Source organism: Caballeronia sp. ATUFL_F2_KS9A (assembly GCF_023630765.1).
GTDB lineage: Bacteria > Pseudomonadota > Gammaproteobacteria > Burkholderiales > Burkholderiaceae > Caballeronia > Caballeronia zhejiangensis.
This window is the reverse complement of the sequence record NZ_JALQEK010000002.1, coordinates 420355-439649: the sequence shown is the minus strand read 5'-3', so window position 1 is coordinate 439649 and position 19295 is coordinate 420355. Positions and strand designations below refer to the sequence as shown.

Here is a 19295-nt window from a genome sequence, read left to right as displayed (position 1 = left end):
GCTGCTTTACAGCGAGTAGTACATCTCGAACTCGATCGGATGCACCGCCTGACGATAACGCTGCAGCTCGTTCGTCTTCAGTTCGATGTATGCGTCGAGCATCGAATCCGTGAACACGCCGCCGCGCGTCAGGAACTCGCGGTCCGCGTCGAGTGCGTCGAGCGCCTGGTCGAGGCCCGCGCAAACGGTCGGGATCTTCTTGTCTTCTTCCGGCGGCAGGTCGTACAGATTCTTGTCCGCGGCTTCGCCCGGGTGAATCTTGTTCTGCACGCCGTCGAGACCCGCCATCATCAGCGCGGAGAAGCACAGGTACGGGTTCGCGAGCGGATCCGGGAAGCGCGTTTCGATACGGCGGCCCTTCGGGTTCGAGACGTGCGGAATACGGATCGATGCCGAACGGTTGCGAGCCGAGTAAGCCAGCTTCACCGGCGCTTCGAAGTGCGGCACGAGGCGCTTGTACGAGTTCGTGCCCGGGTTCGTGATCGCGTTCAGCGCGCGCGCATGCTTGATGATGCCGCCGATGTAGAACAGCGCGAATTCCGACAGACCCGCGTAGCCGTTGCCCGCGAACAGGTTCTGACCGTCCTTCCAGATCGACTGGTGAACGTGCATGCCCGAACCGTTGTCGCCGACGACCGGCTTCGGCATGAACGTCGCCGTCTTGCCGTACGTGTGCGCCACGTTATGGATGATGTACTTCATCTGCTGCAGCCAGTCCGCGCGCTGAACCAGCGTCGAGAACTTGGTGCCGATTTCGTTTTGGCCCTGGCCCGCCACTTCGTGGTGATGCACTTCGACCGGAATGCCGATCTGCTCGAGCAGCAGACACATTTCCGAGCGGATGTCCTGGAACGTGTCGACGGGAGCGACCGGGAAGTAGCCGCCCTTCGTGCCCGGACGGTGGCCGGTGTTGCCGCCTTCGAATTCCTTCGCCGACGACCACGGTGCTTCTTCCGAGCCGATCTTCACGAACGTGCCCGACTGGTCCGTGTTCCACTGCACCGAGTCGAAAATGAAGAATTCCGGCTCCGGACCGAAGTAGGCGGTGTCGCCGAGGCCCGAGCTCTTGAGATAGGCTTCCGCGCGCTTCGCGAGGGAACGCGGGTCGCGCTCGTAGCCCTTGCCGTCGGCCGGCTCGACCACGTCGCAGGAGAGAACCAGCGTCGATTCTTCGAAGAACGGGTCGATGAAGGCGGTGTTCGCGTCCGGCACGAGCAGCATGTCCGACGCTTCGATGCCCTTCCAGCCTGCGATGGACGAACCGTCGAAAGCGTGGCCGCTTTCAAATTTGTCTTCGTCGAATGCCGAGACCGGCACGGAAACGTGTTGTTCTTTGCCGCGCGTGTCGGTGAAGCGGAAGTCGACGAACTTGACGTCCTCGTCCTTGACGAGTTGCATGACGTCGGCCACGGATTTACTCATTACCTATCTCCTGATTAACAAAAGTCGGCGAATCGCTTCGCCGCCCCGACCAATCCTGTACATCGATTCAATCGAGGATGGAAAAGCAGCTTCCGTGCCAAGCGCACCATCTTCGCGCTAAGCGCTTGAAGCAGCGCGCGTTTTGGGTGAAACCACTTCGCTTTCGATGGCGGCGTTCGTGTCGCCGTCTCCGCGTCGAGCACCAAATCAGTGCAGCACGGTTTGTCTGATATTTCTTCAGCACTTTTATAGTGCATCCGAGTCTTCTTGCACCAATTTCGCGCGCGGCGTCGAAACTGCGTGCCACGCTAGAATGATTCTTTGCGCCTACGGAGACCGATACGTCATGAGCACGCTCGAACAGCTATATGCCCAGGCCGGCAAACGCGCCGCCGAAAACAATCTGACCTACGCGGGCGCGTTCTCACCCGCCGAAGCATTTGAATTACTGCAACTCGACCCGCGCGTACGCCTCGTCGACGTTCGCACCCGCGCCGAACTCGATTGGGTCGGCCGCCCGGCCATCGATGGCGCTCAGTACGCGCACATCGAATGGATTCGCTACCCCGGTTCCGTGCCAAACGCCGAGTTTATCGAACAATTGCGACAGGTCGCCACCCCGGATACGCCTGTCGTGTTTTTGTGTCGCAGCGCCGCGCGCTCGAAGCTCGCTGCGGTCGCGGCGCAGAAGGAAGGCTACGCCCAGGCGTACGACCTGCTCGAAGGCTTCGAAGGCGATAAGGACGGACAGGGGCATCGGAAAACGGTATCGGGATGGTGTTTCCGCAAGCTGCCCTGGATCGGGGCTTGAAGGTTTTGCTCAAGCACGCGCGTCGAGCAAGGTCCGCACGCGCCTGACCCTCGCTTCATCGACGGGCGCCAGAGACTTCCCATCGACGCGCACGCCCGAGCCAAAGTGCACCGCTTTCACGCGCGTCGATGCGACGAACGGCGCGACCGCATCGACGGTCAATCCGGCGCCCGCCAGAATCGCGCAGCGCGTTCCCACCGCGTTTTCGACGAGCTTCGAAATCGTTTCCTGAGCGTCCAGCACGGAAGGCTTGCCGCCCGACGTCAGCACATTCGTGACGGCACCGAACTGCAGCAGCGTATCGAACGCAGCGAGCAGATCGCGTGTTTCGTCGAATGCGCGGTGAAACGTGAGCTGCAGGCCATCCGCTGCTTCGATCACGCGCGCGAGGCCGTCGGTGTCGACGGAGCCATCGGCGCGCAGCATCCCCACGACGATCGCGTTCGCGCGCGTCTTCGCGATCGCGCGAACATCGCGCAGCATGACCGCGTAGTCGTCGGCATCGTAGACGAACGAGCGGCTGTGCGGCCGCACGATCACGTTCACCGGAATCCCGACCGCCTCGATCACCGATTCGATCAGGCCGATGCTCGGCGTCAGTCCGCCCTCGCCCATCGCGGTGATGAGTTCGAGACGGTCCGCACCGCCGCGCTCGGCTGCCCGCGCGTCGGCGACGGTCGTGGCGATCACTTCCAGCAGCGTCACTTCGCTTCCTCCGACGGCACTTCCACGACTTCACCGCCGAGCGCGATCACGCCCTCGCGCAGCACGTCGAACGCCGCGTTCGCCTGCTCTGGATCGCCCTTCACGCCCAGATCGATATGCGCGCGCTCGTAAAGCGCCCCGCGCGTAGCATCGCCGACGCTCGGCAGGCTGAACGCACGCACGCCCTCGAAGTCGCGCTCGATCGAAACCATCAGCGGCGTGATGCGCGACTCGGGCAGGCCGAAGACGAGCAGCGACCGCTCGACATGCGGCGTCGCGTGATGCAGATGCGCGTACTTCGTGTCGAGCACCCATTCGATCATCGGCCAGGCCATGACCGGAAAGCCCGGCACGAAATGATGATCGCCGACCGAAAAGCCCGGAATCTTGTTGTAGCTGTTCGGGATGATCTCTGCGCCGCGCGGAAACGTGCCCATGTTCAGCCGATGCAAGTTCTCCGGCGACTCCAGCTCGACCGGCTTGCCTGCCTGCGCCGCCGTATCGCGGATGCGCGCGCGGATCAGTTCCGCCGCTTCGGGATGCAGCTCCAGCGGCACGCCGAGCGCCTTGGCGGCGCACTGGCGCGTGTGGTCGTCGGGCGTCGCGCCGATGCCGCCCGTCGAAAACACGATATCGCCCGATGCGAACGTGCGCGCGAGCGTCGCGGTGATGCGCGCGGGATCGTCGCCGACGTATTCGGCCCAGTCGAGCGACAGGCCGCGCGCGCCCAGCAGTTCGATGATTTTCGGCAGATGCTTGTCGGTGCGGCGGCCGGACAAGATTTCGTCGCCGATGATGATGACGCCAATGCCCATGAATGCCCCTTTGCTTTTTTCGTGCTTACAGTGAAACGTCGCGGGATTCGACCGTGATCGCCGGGAATTGCGGCTCGCTCGCGCGCAAGCGCTCCAGCGCGTGCAGGCAGTAATGCGCGAACCAGAGCGCCGAAAACACGAGGATGAACGCATACGCCCAGATCGTCACGGCGGCGACGACCGGAAAGAGCGGCAAGAGCCAGACGGACCATGCCCAGAGCATCGTCGGGACAGAACTGAGCAGGCCGCTCACGATGCCGATCGCAAGCAAGGGCCAGCGTGCATCGCGCACGATCGCGCGGCGCTCGTCGGCGCTCGCGTGAAGCGCGAGCGCGTCGTAAGTCATCACGCGATACGTGAGCCAGCCCCACAACAGCGGCGGAATCAAGGCGAAGAACGGCGGAATGAGCCACAGCGGCAGCGTGACGACGAGCAGCACGAGACAGACGACCGTGGTCACGACCGAGTGTCCGAGACTGCCGTACCACGAGCCGCCGCGCCGCTCTTCGAGCGATGAGTAATGACCTTTCGGGCGACGTGTGAGGAGCTTGACGACGCCCGGCATCGACAACGTGGCGATGAGCAGCAGCACCGTCACGACGATCAGCGGCACCGTCATGATGACGACGAGAAACGGCGCGATCACCGCGTGCAGCGACGAAAAGCCGACGGCATCGAAGAGACGGTACATCCACGAGGTCAGCGCCCACGCGCTGAGCCAGTCGTTGGCGGCGCCGGTAAGCGTCTGCCAGAAGAACCAGAGCACCGCGCCCCAGACCACGGTGGCGACGCCGAAGGGCATCAGCGTCAGCCAGAGCATGCGCGGATGAAAGACGTTCGCAAGCGCGCGCACGAACGAACGCAGCAAGTCACTCATGCGTGTTTCTTAAAAGAAGAAGGAACCGACAGGATAAACCAGCGCCGCGCACGGGCGCTGGTCGAACCGGAGACGTTCAGACGGCCGCCGAGTTGTCGGAAGCGGACGTACCCGCACGGCGAGCGGAAAGGCGCGCGGCGATGCGTTTGAACGCGAGCCAGTGCTGTTCGACGAAGCCGTCGCCGTAATGGACGGGCGCAACGCCCGGCGCACCGAGCTGGTCGCGAATGCCCGTCGGCTCGACGGTGCGATCGAACGACGCCGAGCGGAAGATGATGTCCCAGAACGAGAACAGCACGCCGAAGTTGCAACCGTAAGTCGTGCCTTCGTGACCGAAGCCGATCGCGTGATGGCGGCGATGAAACGCCGGACTTACGACAATGCGCTCCCCGAGCCAGCCGAAGTGCATGCGGATGTTCGCGTGCTGCACGCTCTGCATGAAGTTGGTGATGGCGACGAGCACGACGAACTGCGACGGCTCCACGCCGATCACGAGCGCGACGCACGCGAAAAAGCTCGCCTGAAGAACGTCGTCGAGCAGATGGTTGCGGTCGTCGGTCCAGAGCGACATCTTCTGCTGGCTGTGATGCACCGCGTGCAATTCCCACCAGATGCCGAAACGATGCTCCAGCCGGTGATACCAGTATCCCGCCAGATCGAGAATGAGCAGATAGATGACGAACGTGACGAGCGGCTGCGTCGTCACGCCGGGCCACAGGTTGTCGATCTCGAGATTCGGCACGTTATGGAGGCGCAGCCAGCTCTGCATCGAATCGAAGAGCGGCTGGAACGTGAAGAAGAAAAACAGATTGAGGATGCCGAGCTTGACGATCCACGTGTAGAGCACGTCCACGCGCACGCCTTTGCGGTCTTTCCACTCCTCCGCCGGGCGGAAAGCTTCGAGCGGCCGCAGGATCGCGTACATCGCGAGCACTTCGAGCACGCCGACGATCACCCAGTACAGCGCGTCGTAGGTGTCTTCGTCGTAGTCCATCATGCCGATCTTGAACAGGACCGGCTGCACGACATCGACGTAGAGCTGCGTCTGAAGCCAGGAAACGAGACCGTCCAGCGACGAAAGAATGGAATGAAACATGGTGCTCCGTGGTGCGTGCGGCCGTCCGGGACCGGCCATCCCTCAATCGTAGTACAGGGCGCGAATGCGCGCCCTGTTTGCTTACGCCCCGTTCGGCGCCGTCACTGGCGCGCGATTGTAGAAGTAGATGCCGTGCGGCGAGCGGCCGACCTTGATGGTTTCGATCAGCTTACGATTCGCCAGGTCGATCACGCCGACGTGCTTCGCGAAGCGGAACGTAACCCACAGATACTTCTTGTCGGCGGAAAGTTCCATGTCGTCGGGGCCGGGCAAGAGACCGGTGATGTCGCCGACGTTCGTGAGCGTGTCCTCGTCGATGATGCTGATCGTGTTCGCCACGCGATTCGAAACGAGTACGTGCTTGCCGTCGACCATCGAGCGGAAGTTGTGCGCGCCCTTGCCGGTCGTGATGGTCTTGACGACCTTCTGGTTGCGCCAGTCGACCACGGCCACGTAATCCGCGCCGGTCATGCCGACGAGCAGATATTTGTCGCCCGGCGTGAGCCAGACGCCCGCGGGCACCTTGCCGACCTTCATCTTCCATTTGACGGTCTGCGTCGGCAGGTCGATCGCCGCGATTTCGCCGGACACCTGCAGCGAGATGAACGCGGTCGAGCTGTCGTTCGTGAACGCGATGTGGCTCGGCATCGTGGCGAGCGGCAGGCGCTTCGCGACGCTCAAATTCTTGCCGTCGAAATGATAGATATCGAGGCGATCGAGGCGCAGACCCGTCGAGACGAACCATTTCTTGTCCGGCGAAAAACCGAGCTGATACGGATCTTCGATGTCCTGCACCCAGCGCTGGAACGCGCCGGTTTTCGGATCGACGAACATCAGGTTGTTCGACACCGAATTCGCAACGATCAGCGATGAGCTGTCGGGCGTGGGCATCAGGTGATGCGGCTCTTTGCCCGTCGGCACGGTGCCGACGACCTGATGCGTGTTTTCGTCGATGAGACTCAGCGTGGCTTCCGCCGAGTTGAGCACGATGACATTGTTGGCCAGTGCTGCGGAAGCGACCAAGGCGGAGCCGGTTGCGATGGCTGCGCGTGCGGCGAAGGCACGCACACGGCCGGAACGGAAAATATTGCGCATGAAAAGTAGGCTTCGGAGGGCAGGCGTCATTGTAGAACGTTTGCCTCGCGCGGCGGGTTGACGAGCGAGGTCATTTTGCGCAATACGTTGATTCTTTGCGTCTTTCCAGCGGAAACCTAACGCTGCATCGATTCCCACACCTTGTGGAGGCGTTTTACCGAGACCGGCATCGGCGTGCGCAGTTCCTGCGCGAACAGCGATACGCGCAATTCCTCCAGCAGCCAGCGATATTCGGCAAGCCGCGCATCCGCGACGCCGCCGCGCTGCGATAACGCGCGCTGATAGTTCTGCGCGAGCGGCTGCAGATCGGCGGCGAGACGCGCGTCGCGGGCCGGATCGGCCTTGAGCTTGTCGACGCGCTGCGCGATCGCCTTCAGATAGCGCGGAAAATGCGCAAGCTGCGCATACGGCGTATCGATGACGAAACGCTTGCCGATGAGCGCGCTCAATTGCGCCTGCATGTCCGCATAGGCCGAAGCGAACGATTTCACCGACGCCAGCTTTTTGGCGAGCGCCGCATATTCGTTGAGGATCGTGCCGACGAGCCGCGCGATTTCGTTCGCGAGCAGCGTCAGACGCCCTTTCGCGGCGTCGCGGCGCGCGTGGAAGCTGGCGTCGTCGTCGGGCAGCGGGTCTTGCAGGCACGCGCGATCGAGCGCCGTTTCCACGATCTGATCGCGCAGTTCGTCCGCCGTGCCGAGCGCCATGTATTGCATCGACATCTCCCGCAGGCCCGGCAGATTTTTCTCGAAATAGCGAATCGGCTCGCGCAACTGCAGCGCGAAAAGCCGGCGCAATCCCGCGCGATGAATACGCACCGCTTCCTCGGGCGAATCGAACACTTCGACGTCGCAATGCGTGCCGCGATCGACGAGCGCCGGATAGCCGAAGAGCGTCTGCCCGCGCCGGCGGATTTCCAGCAGCTCGGGCAGCTTGCCGAAGTTCCAAGTCGTCAGGTTTTCGTAGAGCGCGGTGCCTTCGCTTCCCGGTTGCTGTGCGGGCGGCGTATCGGAGTCCCCGGAAAGCGCATCGAACGCCGCCGCCGACGTCAGTTTCTGGAACTGCTGCTGCGCCTGCCCGCCGAGTTCCGCGCGCAACTGCGCGAGATTGCGGCCCATCGCGAGCTGGCGGCCGTGTTCGTCGATCACCTTGAAGTTCATGAACAGGTGCGCGGGCAGCGTTTCCAGCTTGAAATCGGCGCTTTTCACGGCGATTTGCGTCTGCTCGCGAATATCGGCGATGAGCGAATCGACGAGCGCGCCCGCGCCGAACTTCGGCCCGCCATGACGCCCGGCGAAAGCCGCGGCGTATTCCGGCAACGGCACGACGTGACGGCGCAGCTTCTGCGGCAGCGACTTCAGCAGCAGTTGCACCTTCTCCTTGATCATGCCGGGCACGAGCCATTCGACGCGGCGCGCATCGACCTGATTCAGCCCGTAAAGCGGCACTTGCAGCGTGACGCCGTCGCGCGGCGAACCCGGCTCGAAGTGATACGTCAGCGCCATTTCGATGCCCGACATCGTCATGCGCTTCGGAAACAGATCCGTCGTGACGCCGGCAGCTTCGTGACGCATGAGGTCGTCGCGCGACAGGAACAGCAGCTTGTCGTTGCCCTCTTTCTTCTGCTCGTCGCGATACCAGCGCTCGAACGCCGCGCCCGTCCAGATGTTTTCGGGGATCAGCGAATCGTAGAAGCCGTAGATGAGTTCATCGTCGACGAGCACGTCCTGACGGCGCGACTTGTGTTCCAGTTGCTCGATGTCCGCGACGAGCTTGCGGTTGTGCGCGAAGAACGGCAGACGCGTATCGAATTCGCCTTCGACGAGCGCCCCGCGAATGAACAGTTCGCGCGCGTATTTCGCGTCCTGCTTGCCGAAGCTCACGCGCCGACGCGCATACACCGTCAGCCCGTACAGCGTCGCGCGTTCGTAGGCGACGACCTGCGCGGCCTTCTTCTCCCAATGCGCGTCCGATAGCGATTTCTTCAGCAGATGCGCGCCGACCGTTTCGAGCCATTCCGGCTCGATCTTCGCGATCGTGCGCGCGTAGAGGCGGCTCGTCTCGACGAGTTCGCCCGCCATCACCCAGCGCCCCGCTTTCTTCAAGAGCGCCGAGCCCGGCCAAAGAAAGAACTTGATGCCGCGCGCGCCGAGATAATGCGGCTCGTCGTCGGCCTTGAGACCGACGTTGCCGAGCAGGCCCGTCAAGAGCGACAGATGCACCTGCTCGAAGGTCGCATCCGATTCGTTCAGACGCCAGCCGTGCTCGCGCACGACCGTCAGCAGTTGCGAATGCACGTCGCGCCACTCGCGCAAACGCAGATGCGACAGGAAATTCGCGCGACACGCATCCGCGAGCTGCTTGTTCGATTTCTTGTGCGCGACCGCTTCCTCGAACCACTTCCAGATGCGCGTCCACTGCAGAAATTCGGAGCGCTCGTCGACGAACTGCCGATGCGCCTGATCCGCCTGCTCCTGCGCCTCGATCGGCCGGTCGCGCGGGTCCTGCACCGACAGCGCCGACGCGATGATCAGCACTTCCGCGAGCGCATGATGATCGCGCGCGGCGAGAATCATGCGGCCGACGCGCGGATCCAGCGGCAGGCGCGCGAGTTCGCGGCCGAGACTCGTCAGCGCGTTGTCGTCATCGACGGCGCCGAGTTCGTTCAGCAATTGATAGCCGTCCGCGATCGCGCGGCCCGGCGGCGGTTCGATGAACGGAAACGTTTCGATCGCCGTCAGATGCAGCGACTTCATCCGCAGAATCACGGCCGCGAGCGACGAGCGCAGGATTTCGGGATCGGTGAAGCGCGGCCGCGCGGCGAAATCGGCTTCGTCGTACAGACGGATGCACACGCCGTCCGCGACGCGCCCGCATCGGCCCGCGCGCTGATTCGCCGCCGCCTGCGACACCGGCTCGATCTGCAGTTGCTCGACCTTGTTGCGATACGAATAACGCTTCACGCGCGCCATGCCGGTATCGACCACGTAGCGGATGCCCGGCACCGTCAGCGACGTCTCCGCGACGTTCGTCGCGAGCACGATGCGCCGCGCGTTCGACGGCTTGAACACGCGCTCCTGCTCCTGCGCGGAAAGACGCGCGAAGAGCGGCAAGATCTCCGTATGCGGCGGATGATGCTTGCGCAACGCTTCTGCGGCATCGCGGATTTCGCGCTCGCCGGGCAGGAACACGAGCACGTCGCCGGGACCGACGCGGCACAGTTCATCGACGGCATCGACGATGCCTTCCATCAGATCGCGATCGGCTTTGCGATCGTTGCGTTTGGGCGCCGTGCCCTGCGCGTTCCTGATCGCCTCGCTTTCCTCTTCGATCGGCCGATAGCGTACTTCCACCGGATACAGCCGTCCGCTCACCTCGATCACCGGCGCGGGCTTGTCCTCGCTGCCGAAATGGCGCGCGAAGCGTTCTGCGTCGATGGTCGCGGACGTGACGATCAGCTTCAGATCCGGGCGTTTCGGCAGGATTTCCTTCAGATAACCGAGCAGAAAGTCGATGTTGAGGCTGCGTTCGTGCGCTTCGTCGATGATGATCGTGTCGTAGGCGGTCAGCAGCGGATCGGTCTGCGTTTCCGCGAGCAGAATGCCGTCGGTCATCAGCTTGACGGACGCGCCGGGCGCCAGATTGTCCGTGAAGCGCACTTTGTAGCCGACGACTTCGCCGAACGGCGTGCCGAGTTCCTCCGCGATGCGCCGGCCGGTCGCCGAAGCGGCGATGCGGCGCGGCTGCGTATGCCCGATCAGTCCGCTGCCGCCCGCGCCGAGACCGCGTCCGAGCGCGAGGCAGATCTTCGGCAATTGCGTCGTCTTGCCCGAGCCGGTTTCGCCGCTGACGATCACGACTTGATTCGCAGCGATCGCGCGCGCGATTTCCTCGCGTCGGCCGGAAACGGGCAGCGCTTCGGGAAACGTGATCGGCGGAATGGGATTCGGCGTGACGACGCGCTGCGCGCGCGGCGGACGTTGCTCGCGAGGCGGGCGCGTTTCGGCCGGGCGTTCGACGTGCGACGGACGTGCTTCAACCGGGCGTTGTTCGCGCGGCGGACGTGCATCAACCGGGCGTTGTTTGCGCGGCGGGCGCGTTTCGGCCGAAGGTTCGACACGCGGCGCAGGTTGCGGCTGCGGCTGGCGCGCTTCGACGGGCTTCGGCTGCTGAACGCGCGCCGGACGCTGCGGCCGCGCACCTTGTTCACGCCTCGCGTCTTCGCGTTTCGGGGGCGCTTGCGTGGCAGCTTGCGCCGTGTCGCGCGGCTTCGGCGGACGTTGCGCCGTGACCTCCGCTTTCGCGGGCCGCTCTTTCGATTGCGCCGCCTTCTTCGGTTGCGAAGGAGCCTCCGCCGCCGCTTTGCCGCCCGCGAACCGCTGCGCGGCGCGTTCCTTCTTGCTCAAACCCGCCGCTTCGCCGGAATCGGACGTGCCCGCGCCCTCCCGCGTCTCGCGCAGCAGACTTTCACGCAGTTGTCGCAACTGCTCCTGAGTATCGAGGGATTTGTCGGCGGACTGAGACTTGCCCGCCTGATCGGGGCGTGAGGGACGAGAAACATTCGGCATAGCGTCGCATTATAATCCCGGGATGAATTCCCAAACCGACCTCACGATGACCGCGACGCAGCCGGCAGTCGAGCCCGAAGCGCCGAATCCCCACGCCCAGTTCGTCGACTGGATGCGATCCGTCGCGCCCTACATTCACGCGTTTCGAAACAAGACTTTCGTTGTCGCGTTCGGCGGGGAACTCGTGCAGGAAGGTCGCCTCAACGCGCTCGTGCAGGACGTCGGCCTGTTGCACGCAATGGGCATCCACGTCGTGCTCGTGCACGGCTCGCGTCCGCAGCTCGACGAGCAACTGAGCCTGCACGGCGTCGAGTCGTCGTTCTCTCACGGCTTGCGCATAACGGATGCCCGCGCGCTCGAATCCGCGAAAGAAGCCGCCGGCGAAGTGCGTCTCGACATCGAGGCCGCGATCAGCCAGGGCTTGCCGAACACGCCGATGGCGCACGCGCACATCAGCGTGGTGTCGGGCAACTTCGTGACGGCGCGGCCGGTCGGCATTCTCGATGGCGTCGATTTCCAGCACACCGGCGTCGTGCGCAAGATCGACGGCGATTCCATCCGCCAGTCGCTCGCGTCGAACAAGCTCGTGCTGCTGTCGTCGCTCGGTTTTTCGCCGACGGGCGAAGCCTTCAATCTGTCGATGGAAGATGTCGCGTCCGCCGCGGCCATTGCGCTGCGCGCCGACAAGATCATTTTCGTGACCGAAATTCCGGGTCTCGGCGACTCGGAAAACGAGCTGATCCGCGAAATGTCGCTCGACGACGCCTATCGCTTGCAGGAAAGCGGCGAATTGCAGGGCGACACGGCGTTCTATCTGAAGCATACGGTGCGCGCGTGCCGCGGCGGCGTTGCGCGCGGCCACATCATTCCGTATTCGCTCGACGGCAGCGTGCTGCTCGAACTGTTCCTGCACGACGGCGTCGGCACGATGATCTCGTACGAGAATCTCGAAAGCCTGCGCGAAGCGACGCCCGACGACGTCGGCGGCATTCTCACGCTGATCGAGCCGCTCGAATCCGACGGCACGCTCGTACGGCGCGGACGGCACCAGATCGAGCGCGACATCGACCATTTCTCGGTCATCGAGCACGATGGCGTGCTGTTCGGCTGCGCGGCGCTCTATCCGTACACACAGGAGCGCATCGGCGAAATGGCCTGCCTGACGGTCGCGCCGGAAGCGCAAGGTTCGGGCGACGGCGAACGCCTGTTGAAGCGCATTGAACAGCGCGCCCGCGCACGCGGCTTGACGCGCATTTTCGTGCTGACGACGCGCACCGAACACTGGTTCCTGAAACGCGGTTTCGTGAAAGTGACCGTGGACGATCTGCCCGAAGATCGCCGGCGGCTCTATAACTGGCAGCGCAAGTCGCTCGTCCTGATGAAACAGCTTTGAACATGATCCAAGAAGCGTCGAACGGCGCTTTGCCCCCGATACAGAGGAGAAACTCACAATGGCCCGAATGGTTCAATGCGCGAAGCTCGGCAAGGAAGCCGAAGGACTCGATTTCCCGCCGCTGCCGGGCGAGCTCGGCAAGCGCATCTACGAAACGATCTCGAAGGAAGCCTGGCAAGGCTGGCTCAAGCAGCAGACCATGCTCATCAACGAGAATCGGCTGAACATGGCCGATCCGCGCGCACGCCAGTATCTGATCAAGCAGACGGAGAAGTATTTCTTCGGCGAAGGCGCCGATACGGCGTCCGGCTACGTGCCGCCGCAAAGCTGAAATCGCGCGTTCATCGCATCGCAAAAACCGGCCCGAGCGGCCGGTTTTTTGTTGTCCGCGCGGCGGAAAATTGTTCCGCTTAGTACATCGGACCACGAGATGACAATCGGCGCAATCCTACGTCCGACAAGGCTTTGCGGCCGTCGGGCTCGAGCGCGGTGGCAGACCGGTTTGCAGATCGTCTGTCATCGTGTTATCATCTTGCTCGTTATCAACAGCAATTCACCATCATTCACGTGCAAATGTTTCCGACTTCAAGTTCGGGCGTTGCGCGGTAGTGACAGTTTCTTATACAAAGAGGCGCGTCGGTTTTCCAAGCAGTAACGCCGGCCTTTTTCGTCTCAAGTTGTTTTTTCGCCGACGTCGCGGCCCACCCGCGGCAACTCAGTCATTCAGCGCTGCGTTCGCCGTCCGCACGTCAAATTCGTGTGTTTCACCCGAGTGCAATTTCGCGACTACACCCGCGCGAGGCACCGGCACCGTGTTTCTTTTCGCTCATCGACTTCGAGCCGCTCGGCCCGAGGTCGCGGAAAGCCTTTGCTTTCGTCTTCAAGCGTTCGCGGCGCCGTCTCGAAACTGCACTATCCCGGCAATTTGCGTCCGTCCTCCGCGGCGACGCACCCGACGTTCTTTGAGCGTCGGGATCGAATACGGAGTTTTTCGAACTATGTCTTCTCTTAACGAGGGCCTTTGGCGCAAACGCGATTCATCCAGTCAGAAGTCCGACCTCACCCTCGACGACATCACCATCGTCGATCAATCCCTGTTGAAGCGCGCCGTCGGCGCCATGGCCATCGGTAACGCGATGGAGTGGTTCGATTTCGGCGTGTACAGCTACATCGCCGTGACGCTCGGCCGTGTGTTCTTCCCGTCGAGCAGCCCCACCGCGCAGTTGCTCGCGACCTTCGGCACGTTCGCCGCCGCTTTCCTCGTGCGCCCGATCGGCGGCATGGTGTTCGGCCCGCTCGGCGACCGCATCGGCCGCAAGCGCGTGCTCGCGATGACGATGATCATGATGGCCGTCGGCACCTTCTGTATCGGCATCATTCCGAGCTACGAATCGATCGGCGTGATGGCGCCGGTGCTGCTGCTCATCGCGCGTCTCGTGCAGGGCTTCTCCACGGGCGGCGAGTACGGCGGCGCGGCGACCTTCATCGCCGAATTTTCGCCGGACAAGAAGCGCGGCTTCATGTCGAGCTTTCTCGAATTCGGCACGCTCGTCGGCTACGTGCTCGGCGCGGGCGTGGTCGCGGTGCTGACGGCGGTAATGTCGGAAAAAGACCTGCTGTCGTGGGGCTGGCGCATTCCGTTCATGATCGCGGGTCCGCTCGGGCTGATCGGTCTCTACATCCGGATGAAGCTCGAAGAAACGCCTGCATTCCAGCGTGAAGCCGAAAAGGCCGAAGCCGTGTCGCACGAGACGACCAAGGAGCAGTTCCGCGAGACGCTGATCCAGCAATGGAAGCCGCTCTTGCAATGCGTGGGCCTCGTGCTGATCTTCAACGTGACCGACTACATGGCGCTGTCGTATCTGCCGAGCTATCTGTCGGCGACGCTCAAGTTCAACGAGACGCACGGCCTCTTCATCGTGCTCGTCGTGATGGTGCTGATGATGCCGCTCACGCTCCTCGCCGGCCGTCTGTCGGACACGATCGGCCGCAAGCCGGTGATGCTCGCCGGCTGTATCGGTCTGCTGGTGCTGTCGATTCCTTCGCTCTCGCTGATCCGCATGGGCACCGTTCCGTCGATCTTCGCGGGCATGATGATTCTCGGCGCGCTGCTGTCGACGTTCACGGGCGTGATGCCGTCGTCGCTGCCGGCGCTCTTCCCGACGAAGATCCGCTACGGTGCGCTCGCGATCGGCTTCAACGTGTCGGTGTCGCTCTTCGGCGGCACGACGCCGCTCGTCACCGCATGGCTCGTCGACACGACCGGCAACCTGATGATGCCCGCGTACTATCTGATGGGCGCGTCGATCATCGGCATCGTGTCGGTGCTCGCGCTCTCCGAGACGGCGAAGAAGCCGCTGAAGGGCTCGCCGCCGGCGGTCGCGTCGAAGTCGGAAGCGCATGCGATTCTGCGCGGCCATCGCGAAGCCGCCGAAATGGACGATGCGTTCCCGGAAGGCACGGTGCGCGCGTAAGCGTTCTGGCGTGATCGAATGGAAGGGCCGGTGCGTGAAGCGCCGGCCCTTTTTTCATTCGATCAGCGAAACGATGCGCGCTTCCGCTTTGCCGTCGTCGATATCGAGCAGCGCGAGCGTGACCGGCAATCTGAAGCGACGCGGCCCCGCGCTGCCGGGATTCACGAAGAGCACGTCGCCGCGCCGCTCGATGAGCGGCTTGTGCGAATGACCGGTCACGACGACATCGATGCCGTCGAGCTGCTTCGGCACATCGGCGATATCGTGGACGACGTGAATCGTCGCGCCGCCCAGTTCGATGCGCGCGTGTTCGGGCAGCCGCGCGAGGTCATCGGCGATATCGTTGTTGCCGCGCACGACGGTGAGCGGCGCGAGCGACGCGAGCGCATCGAGCACGTCGCGTCTGCAGATATCGCCCGCGTGGATGATGTGCGCGGAGCCGCGCAAGGCGTCGAGCGCTTCGGGGCGCACGAGGTTATGGGTATCGGAGATAAGGGCAATACGCATGAGGCGTCACGCTTCTTCGTTCGCGCGCACGCCGAAGTCCTCGCCGTGCGCCACGTTCGGTTTCAGCACCATCATCGTGTCCTCGCGACTGAATCGGTGCCGGCGATTATGCGGGACGGCCGAAACCTTGTCGAACGGCTTGTATACGACGAGCGGCGCGGCTTTGGCGCGGTCGCATGCAATGGTAGAATCGCGTCCGCCCTGCCGGGGTGATGAAATTGGTAAACATAGCGGACTTAAAATCCGCCGCCTCACGGCTTGCCGGTTCGAGTCCGGTCCCCGGCACCAAGCAGTATGAAGGGCAGCGCGCCGCACCCTCACACCGCGTTCAACAACCGCTCCGCATCCCTCACTGCATCGAGCAGCGCTTCGATCGCCGTATCGCGTTCGAGCAGGCACACATGCTCGATATCGAACGGCAACGCATCCACGCCGACGAAGCGCACCGTACCGCCGAAGCAGTCGCGCGCCTTGCCGCTCTTCACGGAAGCGATGTAGTTCGGGGTGATGTAGAGCGCAACGGGCGTCATGGCGGGCTCCGCGATGGTCCGGTCGATGAACCCGAGTCTAGCCGCACGCACCATCTCGCTGAACCCGCCGCACGCGGGGAAACCGATCCCCTCTTTCGCTGCCTTCGCTGCCTACACCGCATGCCCCAGCACACGCGCGACGTAGTGCCGTCCCCACGCCTCGCCGTGCGCGATCGCCTCGGCGACGGTCTCGAACGGGCCGCGGTCGCCGGTCATTTCGCCGGAGTCGTCGGCGAGTTTCGAACCGTGCAGCGGCTTCTGGTCGAGGCGCGTCACGCGCACGCGGATCGCGTAACCTTCGGACGGCGCCGCATCCTCGTCGCCATCGGCCGCGAGCGGCTTCGGCACGGCCTGCATGGCGAGCAGGTAATCGCCTACTTCGATGTCCTTCTGCATGGCGGTCGTCTCCATCGGTGAGGAACGCGCTCGTCGAACGTCAGTGCCGATTGTGCTACCGCATCGCTGCACAAAACAAGCGGTCACGCGCCGCGATGCACTACAGTGATGCACTGCGGCACGCATGTTATAAAGCTCCGCCCGACACTCATCACGCCCCGGCGCGTCTCGCCGCATCGGGCACCGACCGAATTCATCGATGAACCATCGCATCCGTCACCTGCTGCCCGTCCTGCTCACGACTTCGCTCGCCTGTCTCGGCGGCTGCACGTCCTATTACAAGAACGTCGAGACCTGCAAGGAGAAGGTGCGGGCCGACTATCCCGACGCCGCGAGCGCGCCGCTCAAAATCACCGGTTCCGGCGCGAGTTATCATGGCTCGCGGGTCGTCGTGCACGGCACGATCCAGAATCCGCCGAAGCCGCCGGCCACGAAGTCTTCATCGGTGCCCGCAGCCGCCGAATGCACGTTCAGCGAAACGTCGATGACCGGCTTCCAGTGGCTCGTCCCCGCGAAGCTCGCGCCCAAGCCGCCGGTCGCCGAATCCGACGACTGAATCCGACGGCTGAATCCGACGACCCAGCCCGAAACCGTCCGCGACGAGGAGATTCGCGCATGCTGCTCGCCCAGATCAGCGATCTGCACATCACGCCGCCGGGCACGCTCGCCTACGGCCGCGTCGATACCGCCGCGTATCTCGCCCGCGCGATCGACGTCCTCAACGCGCTCGATCCGCGCCCCGACGCCGTGCTTGTTACCGGCGATCTCGTCGATGCGGGCGGCATCGACGAATACCGGCATCTGCGCACGCTCCTCGACCGGCTCGCCATTCCGTGGCGCGTCATCGCCGGCAATCACGACGACCGCGCGAATCTGCGCGCCGTCTTCGGCGATCTCCCCGAGCTCGCGGGTCACGACGGTTTCCTGCAGTACGCGTTCGACGTCGGCGAAGTCCGCGTGATCGCGCTCGACACGCTCGATCCCGGCTCCGGCGCGGGACGCCTGTGCGCCACGCGCCTTGCCTGGCTCGAAGCGCAGCTCGACGCCTCGCGCGACCGGCCGGTGCTGATCGGCATGCATCATCCGCCGATCGAATGCGGCATCGGCTTCATGGACGACATCCGCCTCGCGCCCGACGACAGCCGCGCGCTCGACGCACTCGTGCGGCGTCATCCGAACGTCGAGCGCATCGTATGCGGCCACGTGCACCGCGCGATCAGCGCGCGCTTCGGCGGCACGATCGTGTGGTGCGCCCCGTCGACGGCGCATCAGGTCGCGCTGCAATTGAAATCCGATGGTCCAGAAGCCTTCGTGATGGAGCCGCCCGCATTCGGGCTGCATCTGTGGCGCGCCGGCGTCGGCCTCGTCACGCATTGCATGAGCGTCGAACAAGGTGGCGGGCCGCAGCCTTTCTGAGCCGCGCCTTCAGGTGCGCTCGCGCGCGTAGTCGTCGAGCGCGTCGAGCACGCGATCGAACTCGAGCGATTTGTCGAAGAAGTGACGCACGCCGTATTGCAGGCAACGCTCGCGATACGTCGGCAGCGCGTGATTCGTGAGCACCGCGATGAACGCGGTTTCCGAGCGCGGCGCGCCGCCCTCCTTGAGCCAGGCGAGCACGTCGATGCCCGAGCCGCGCTTCAGTTGCAGATCGACGATGATCGCATCGAAAGTCCGCGACGACAGCAGCGCGATGGCCTCGTCGGGCGCATCGGCGAACGCGGTCACGCGCCACGGCCCGAGCGCGTCGATCGCCTCGGTCAGGCTGCGGCGGATAAGCGGCGAATCCTCGATCAGCAACGCCGCGAGCGGCGGCCGCCGCGCGCCCGGCTGCTCCATTCGGTCGTCAGTGTCGATGTGATTGCCCACGGCGGGCGTCCTCCGGCAGTGCTCTCGCGGATGTTCGAACGATGCGCCGCTATTCGATCAGGCCGTTCTTGATCGCGTAATACGTGAGGTCGGCGTTATTGGAAAGCCGCATTTTTTCGAGCACGCGCGCGCGATACGTGCTCACCGTCTTCACCGACAGATGCAGTTCCTGCGCGATTTCCGTCGGCAACTGGCCGCCCGCGAGCTTGCAGAAAATCTGAAACTCGCGTTCCGACAGCAGTTCGTGCGGGCGCTCGGCGGCGGGCTTGTCGAGCTTGTCGGCGAGCGCATCCGCGATGAACTCCGACAGATAACGATGCCCGCGTGCCACCGTGCGGATCGCGCGCACGATTTCGTCGGGCGCGGCATCCTTGTTCAGATAGCCGTTCGCGCCCGCCTTCAGCAGGTTGATTGCGTACTGGCTTTCGGGGAACCCCGAAAGCATCAGCACGCCCTGCTCCGGGCGGATCTGCTTGATGACGCGCAAGGTATCGACGCCGTTCTTGTCGGGCATCGCGATGTCGAGCAGCACGACATCGAACGCCTGCGCGCGCACGAGCGCGATGGCCTCGTCGCCGGTGGCGGCTTCCGCGCCGACTTCCATGTCGGGTTCGTCGGCGACGAACTGCCTGAACCCGCTGCGCACGATGGCGTGGTCGTCGGCTATCAAGACTCGAATCATTCGCGTGGTCCGTGCTGCCGGACGGTCGGCTACCAGTGGATCGGCCATGTCATGCGGG

The 19295-nt window shown here is 63.8% G+C and carries 18 protein-coding genes and 1 tRNA gene; 7 read left to right on the top strand and 12 right to left on the bottom strand.

Annotated elements, in window-relative coordinates; genetic code table 11:
* Window positions 1-6: 6 nt before the first annotated feature.
* Entirely contained in the window at window positions 7-1422 is a 1416-nt protein-coding gene (gene glnA, locus NCS67_RS04305; protein ID WP_008350526.1) for a type I glutamate--ammonia ligase, read from the bottom strand.
* Between the two features lie 346 nt (window positions 1423-1768).
* Here glnA and NCS67_RS04300 point away from each other — a divergent pair, with 346 nt between their 5' ends.
* Window positions 1769-2233 carry a rhodanese-like domain-containing protein gene (locus NCS67_RS04300; RefSeq protein WP_008350527.1) on the top strand — a complete coding sequence of 155 codons (465 nt, stop codon included), beginning with the start codon at window positions 1769-1771 and terminating at the stop codon, window positions 2231-2233.
* Window positions 2234-2242: 9 nt separating this feature from the next.
* Here NCS67_RS04300 and NCS67_RS04295 read toward each other — a convergent pair whose 3' ends face one another.
* The 6 genes from NCS67_RS04295 to hrpA all read right to left on the bottom strand — a co-directional run bounded on the left by NCS67_RS04295 (window position 2243) and on the right by hrpA (window position 11389).
* On the bottom strand, window positions 2243-2938 hold the full coding sequence (locus tag NCS67_RS04295; protein WP_250434386.1) for a copper homeostasis protein CutC: 696 nt from the start codon (window positions 2936-2938) through the stop codon (window positions 2243-2245).
* Entirely contained in the window at window positions 2935-3753 is an 819-nt protein-coding gene (locus NCS67_RS04290) for a competence/damage-inducible protein A (RefSeq protein WP_250434384.1), read from the bottom strand. The genes NCS67_RS04295 and NCS67_RS04290 overlap by 4 nt, the downstream gene beginning before the upstream one ends.
* A gap of 25 nt (window positions 3754-3778) precedes the next feature.
* Window positions 3779-4630, bottom strand: coding sequence for an EI24 domain-containing protein (locus NCS67_RS04285; protein WP_008350531.1), 852 nt, complete (start codon window positions 4628-4630; stop codon window positions 3779-3781).
* A 76-nt stretch (window positions 4631-4706) separates the two neighbouring features.
* Window positions 4707-5726 (bottom strand): sterol desaturase family protein, encoded by a 1020-nt coding sequence (locus NCS67_RS04280; protein ID WP_250434382.1) that lies wholly within the window; start codon window positions 5724-5726, stop codon window positions 4707-4709.
* 81 nt (window positions 5727-5807) lie between these two features.
* On the bottom strand, window positions 5808-6821 hold the full coding sequence (locus NCS67_RS04275; protein WP_250434379.1) for a YVTN family beta-propeller repeat protein: 1014 nt from the start codon (window positions 6819-6821) through the stop codon (window positions 5808-5810).
* A gap of 116 nt (window positions 6822-6937) precedes the next feature.
* A complete protein-coding gene (gene hrpA / locus NCS67_RS04270; protein ID WP_250434377.1) occupies window positions 6938-11389 on the bottom strand; it encodes an ATP-dependent RNA helicase HrpA in 4452 nt (1483 codons plus the stop codon).
* Between the two features lie 22 nt (window positions 11390-11411).
* On the opposite strand from hrpA, the gene argA reads away from it, so the two are divergent.
* The 3 genes from argA to proP all read left to right on the top strand — a co-directional run bounded on the left by argA (window position 11412) and on the right by proP (window position 15256).
* Window positions 11412-12782: an amino-acid N-acetyltransferase gene (gene argA / locus NCS67_RS04265; protein ID WP_033536863.1), complete on the top strand. Its 1371-nt coding sequence runs from the start codon at window positions 11412-11414 to the stop codon at window positions 12780-12782.
* Between the two features lie 58 nt (window positions 12783-12840).
* A complete protein-coding gene (locus NCS67_RS04260; protein ID WP_008350541.1) occupies window positions 12841-13113 on the top strand; it encodes an oxidative damage protection protein in 273 nt (90 codons plus the stop codon).
* Window positions 13114-13780: 667 nt separating this feature from the next.
* Window positions 13781-15256: a glycine betaine/L-proline transporter ProP gene (proP, locus tag NCS67_RS04255; protein ID WP_033536864.1), complete on the top strand. Its 1476-nt coding sequence runs from the start codon at window positions 13781-13783 to the stop codon at window positions 15254-15256.
* Window positions 15257-15310: 54 nt separating this feature from the next.
* Here proP and NCS67_RS04250 read toward each other — a convergent pair whose 3' ends face one another.
* Window positions 15311-15763, bottom strand: coding sequence for a metallophosphoesterase family protein (locus NCS67_RS04250; RefSeq protein ID WP_175979903.1), 453 nt, complete (start codon window positions 15761-15763; stop codon window positions 15311-15313).
* A gap of 203 nt (window positions 15764-15966) precedes the next feature.
* On the opposite strand from NCS67_RS04250, the gene NCS67_RS04245 reads away from it, so the two are divergent.
* Window positions 15967-16051: transfer RNA gene (locus NCS67_RS04245), tRNA-Leu, on the top strand.
* Window positions 16052-16080: 29 nt separating this feature from the next.
* Here the strand turns inward: NCS67_RS04245 and NCS67_RS04240 are convergent.
* Both NCS67_RS04240 and NCS67_RS04235 read right to left on the bottom strand, forming a co-directional pair.
* Window positions 16081-16293, bottom strand: a complete 213-nt coding sequence (locus NCS67_RS04240) for a hypothetical protein (RefSeq protein WP_008350546.1) — start codon at window positions 16291-16293, stop codon at window positions 16081-16083.
* A gap of 111 nt (window positions 16294-16404) precedes the next feature.
* Window positions 16405-16689 carry a hypothetical protein gene (locus tag NCS67_RS04235; protein WP_008350548.1) on the bottom strand — a complete coding sequence of 95 codons (285 nt, stop codon included), beginning with the start codon at window positions 16687-16689 and terminating at the stop codon, window positions 16405-16407.
* 199 nt (window positions 16690-16888) lie between these two features.
* Between NCS67_RS04235 and NCS67_RS04230 the strand changes: the two genes are divergently transcribed.
* Together NCS67_RS04230 and NCS67_RS04225 are read left to right on the top strand one after the other, a co-directional pair.
* Window positions 16889-17245 (top strand): hypothetical protein, encoded by a 357-nt coding sequence (locus NCS67_RS04230; protein WP_008350549.1) that lies wholly within the window; start codon window positions 16889-16891, stop codon window positions 17243-17245.
* Window positions 17246-17304: 59 nt separating this feature from the next.
* Window positions 17305-18105, top strand: a complete 801-nt coding sequence (locus NCS67_RS04225) for a phosphodiesterase (protein ID WP_250434374.1) — start codon at window positions 17305-17307, stop codon at window positions 18103-18105.
* 9 nt (window positions 18106-18114) lie between these two features.
* Here NCS67_RS04225 and NCS67_RS04220 read toward each other — a convergent pair whose 3' ends face one another.
* Both NCS67_RS04220 and NCS67_RS04215 read right to left on the bottom strand, forming a co-directional pair.
* Window positions 18115-18555 carry a response regulator gene (locus NCS67_RS04220; protein ID WP_239295414.1) on the bottom strand — a complete coding sequence of 147 codons (441 nt, stop codon included), beginning with the start codon at window positions 18553-18555 and terminating at the stop codon, window positions 18115-18117.
* A 49-nt stretch (window positions 18556-18604) separates the two neighbouring features.
* Entirely contained in the window at window positions 18605-19237 is a 633-nt protein-coding gene (locus NCS67_RS04215) for a response regulator (protein ID WP_008350556.1), read from the bottom strand.
* Window positions 19238-19295 lie beyond the last annotated feature (58 nt).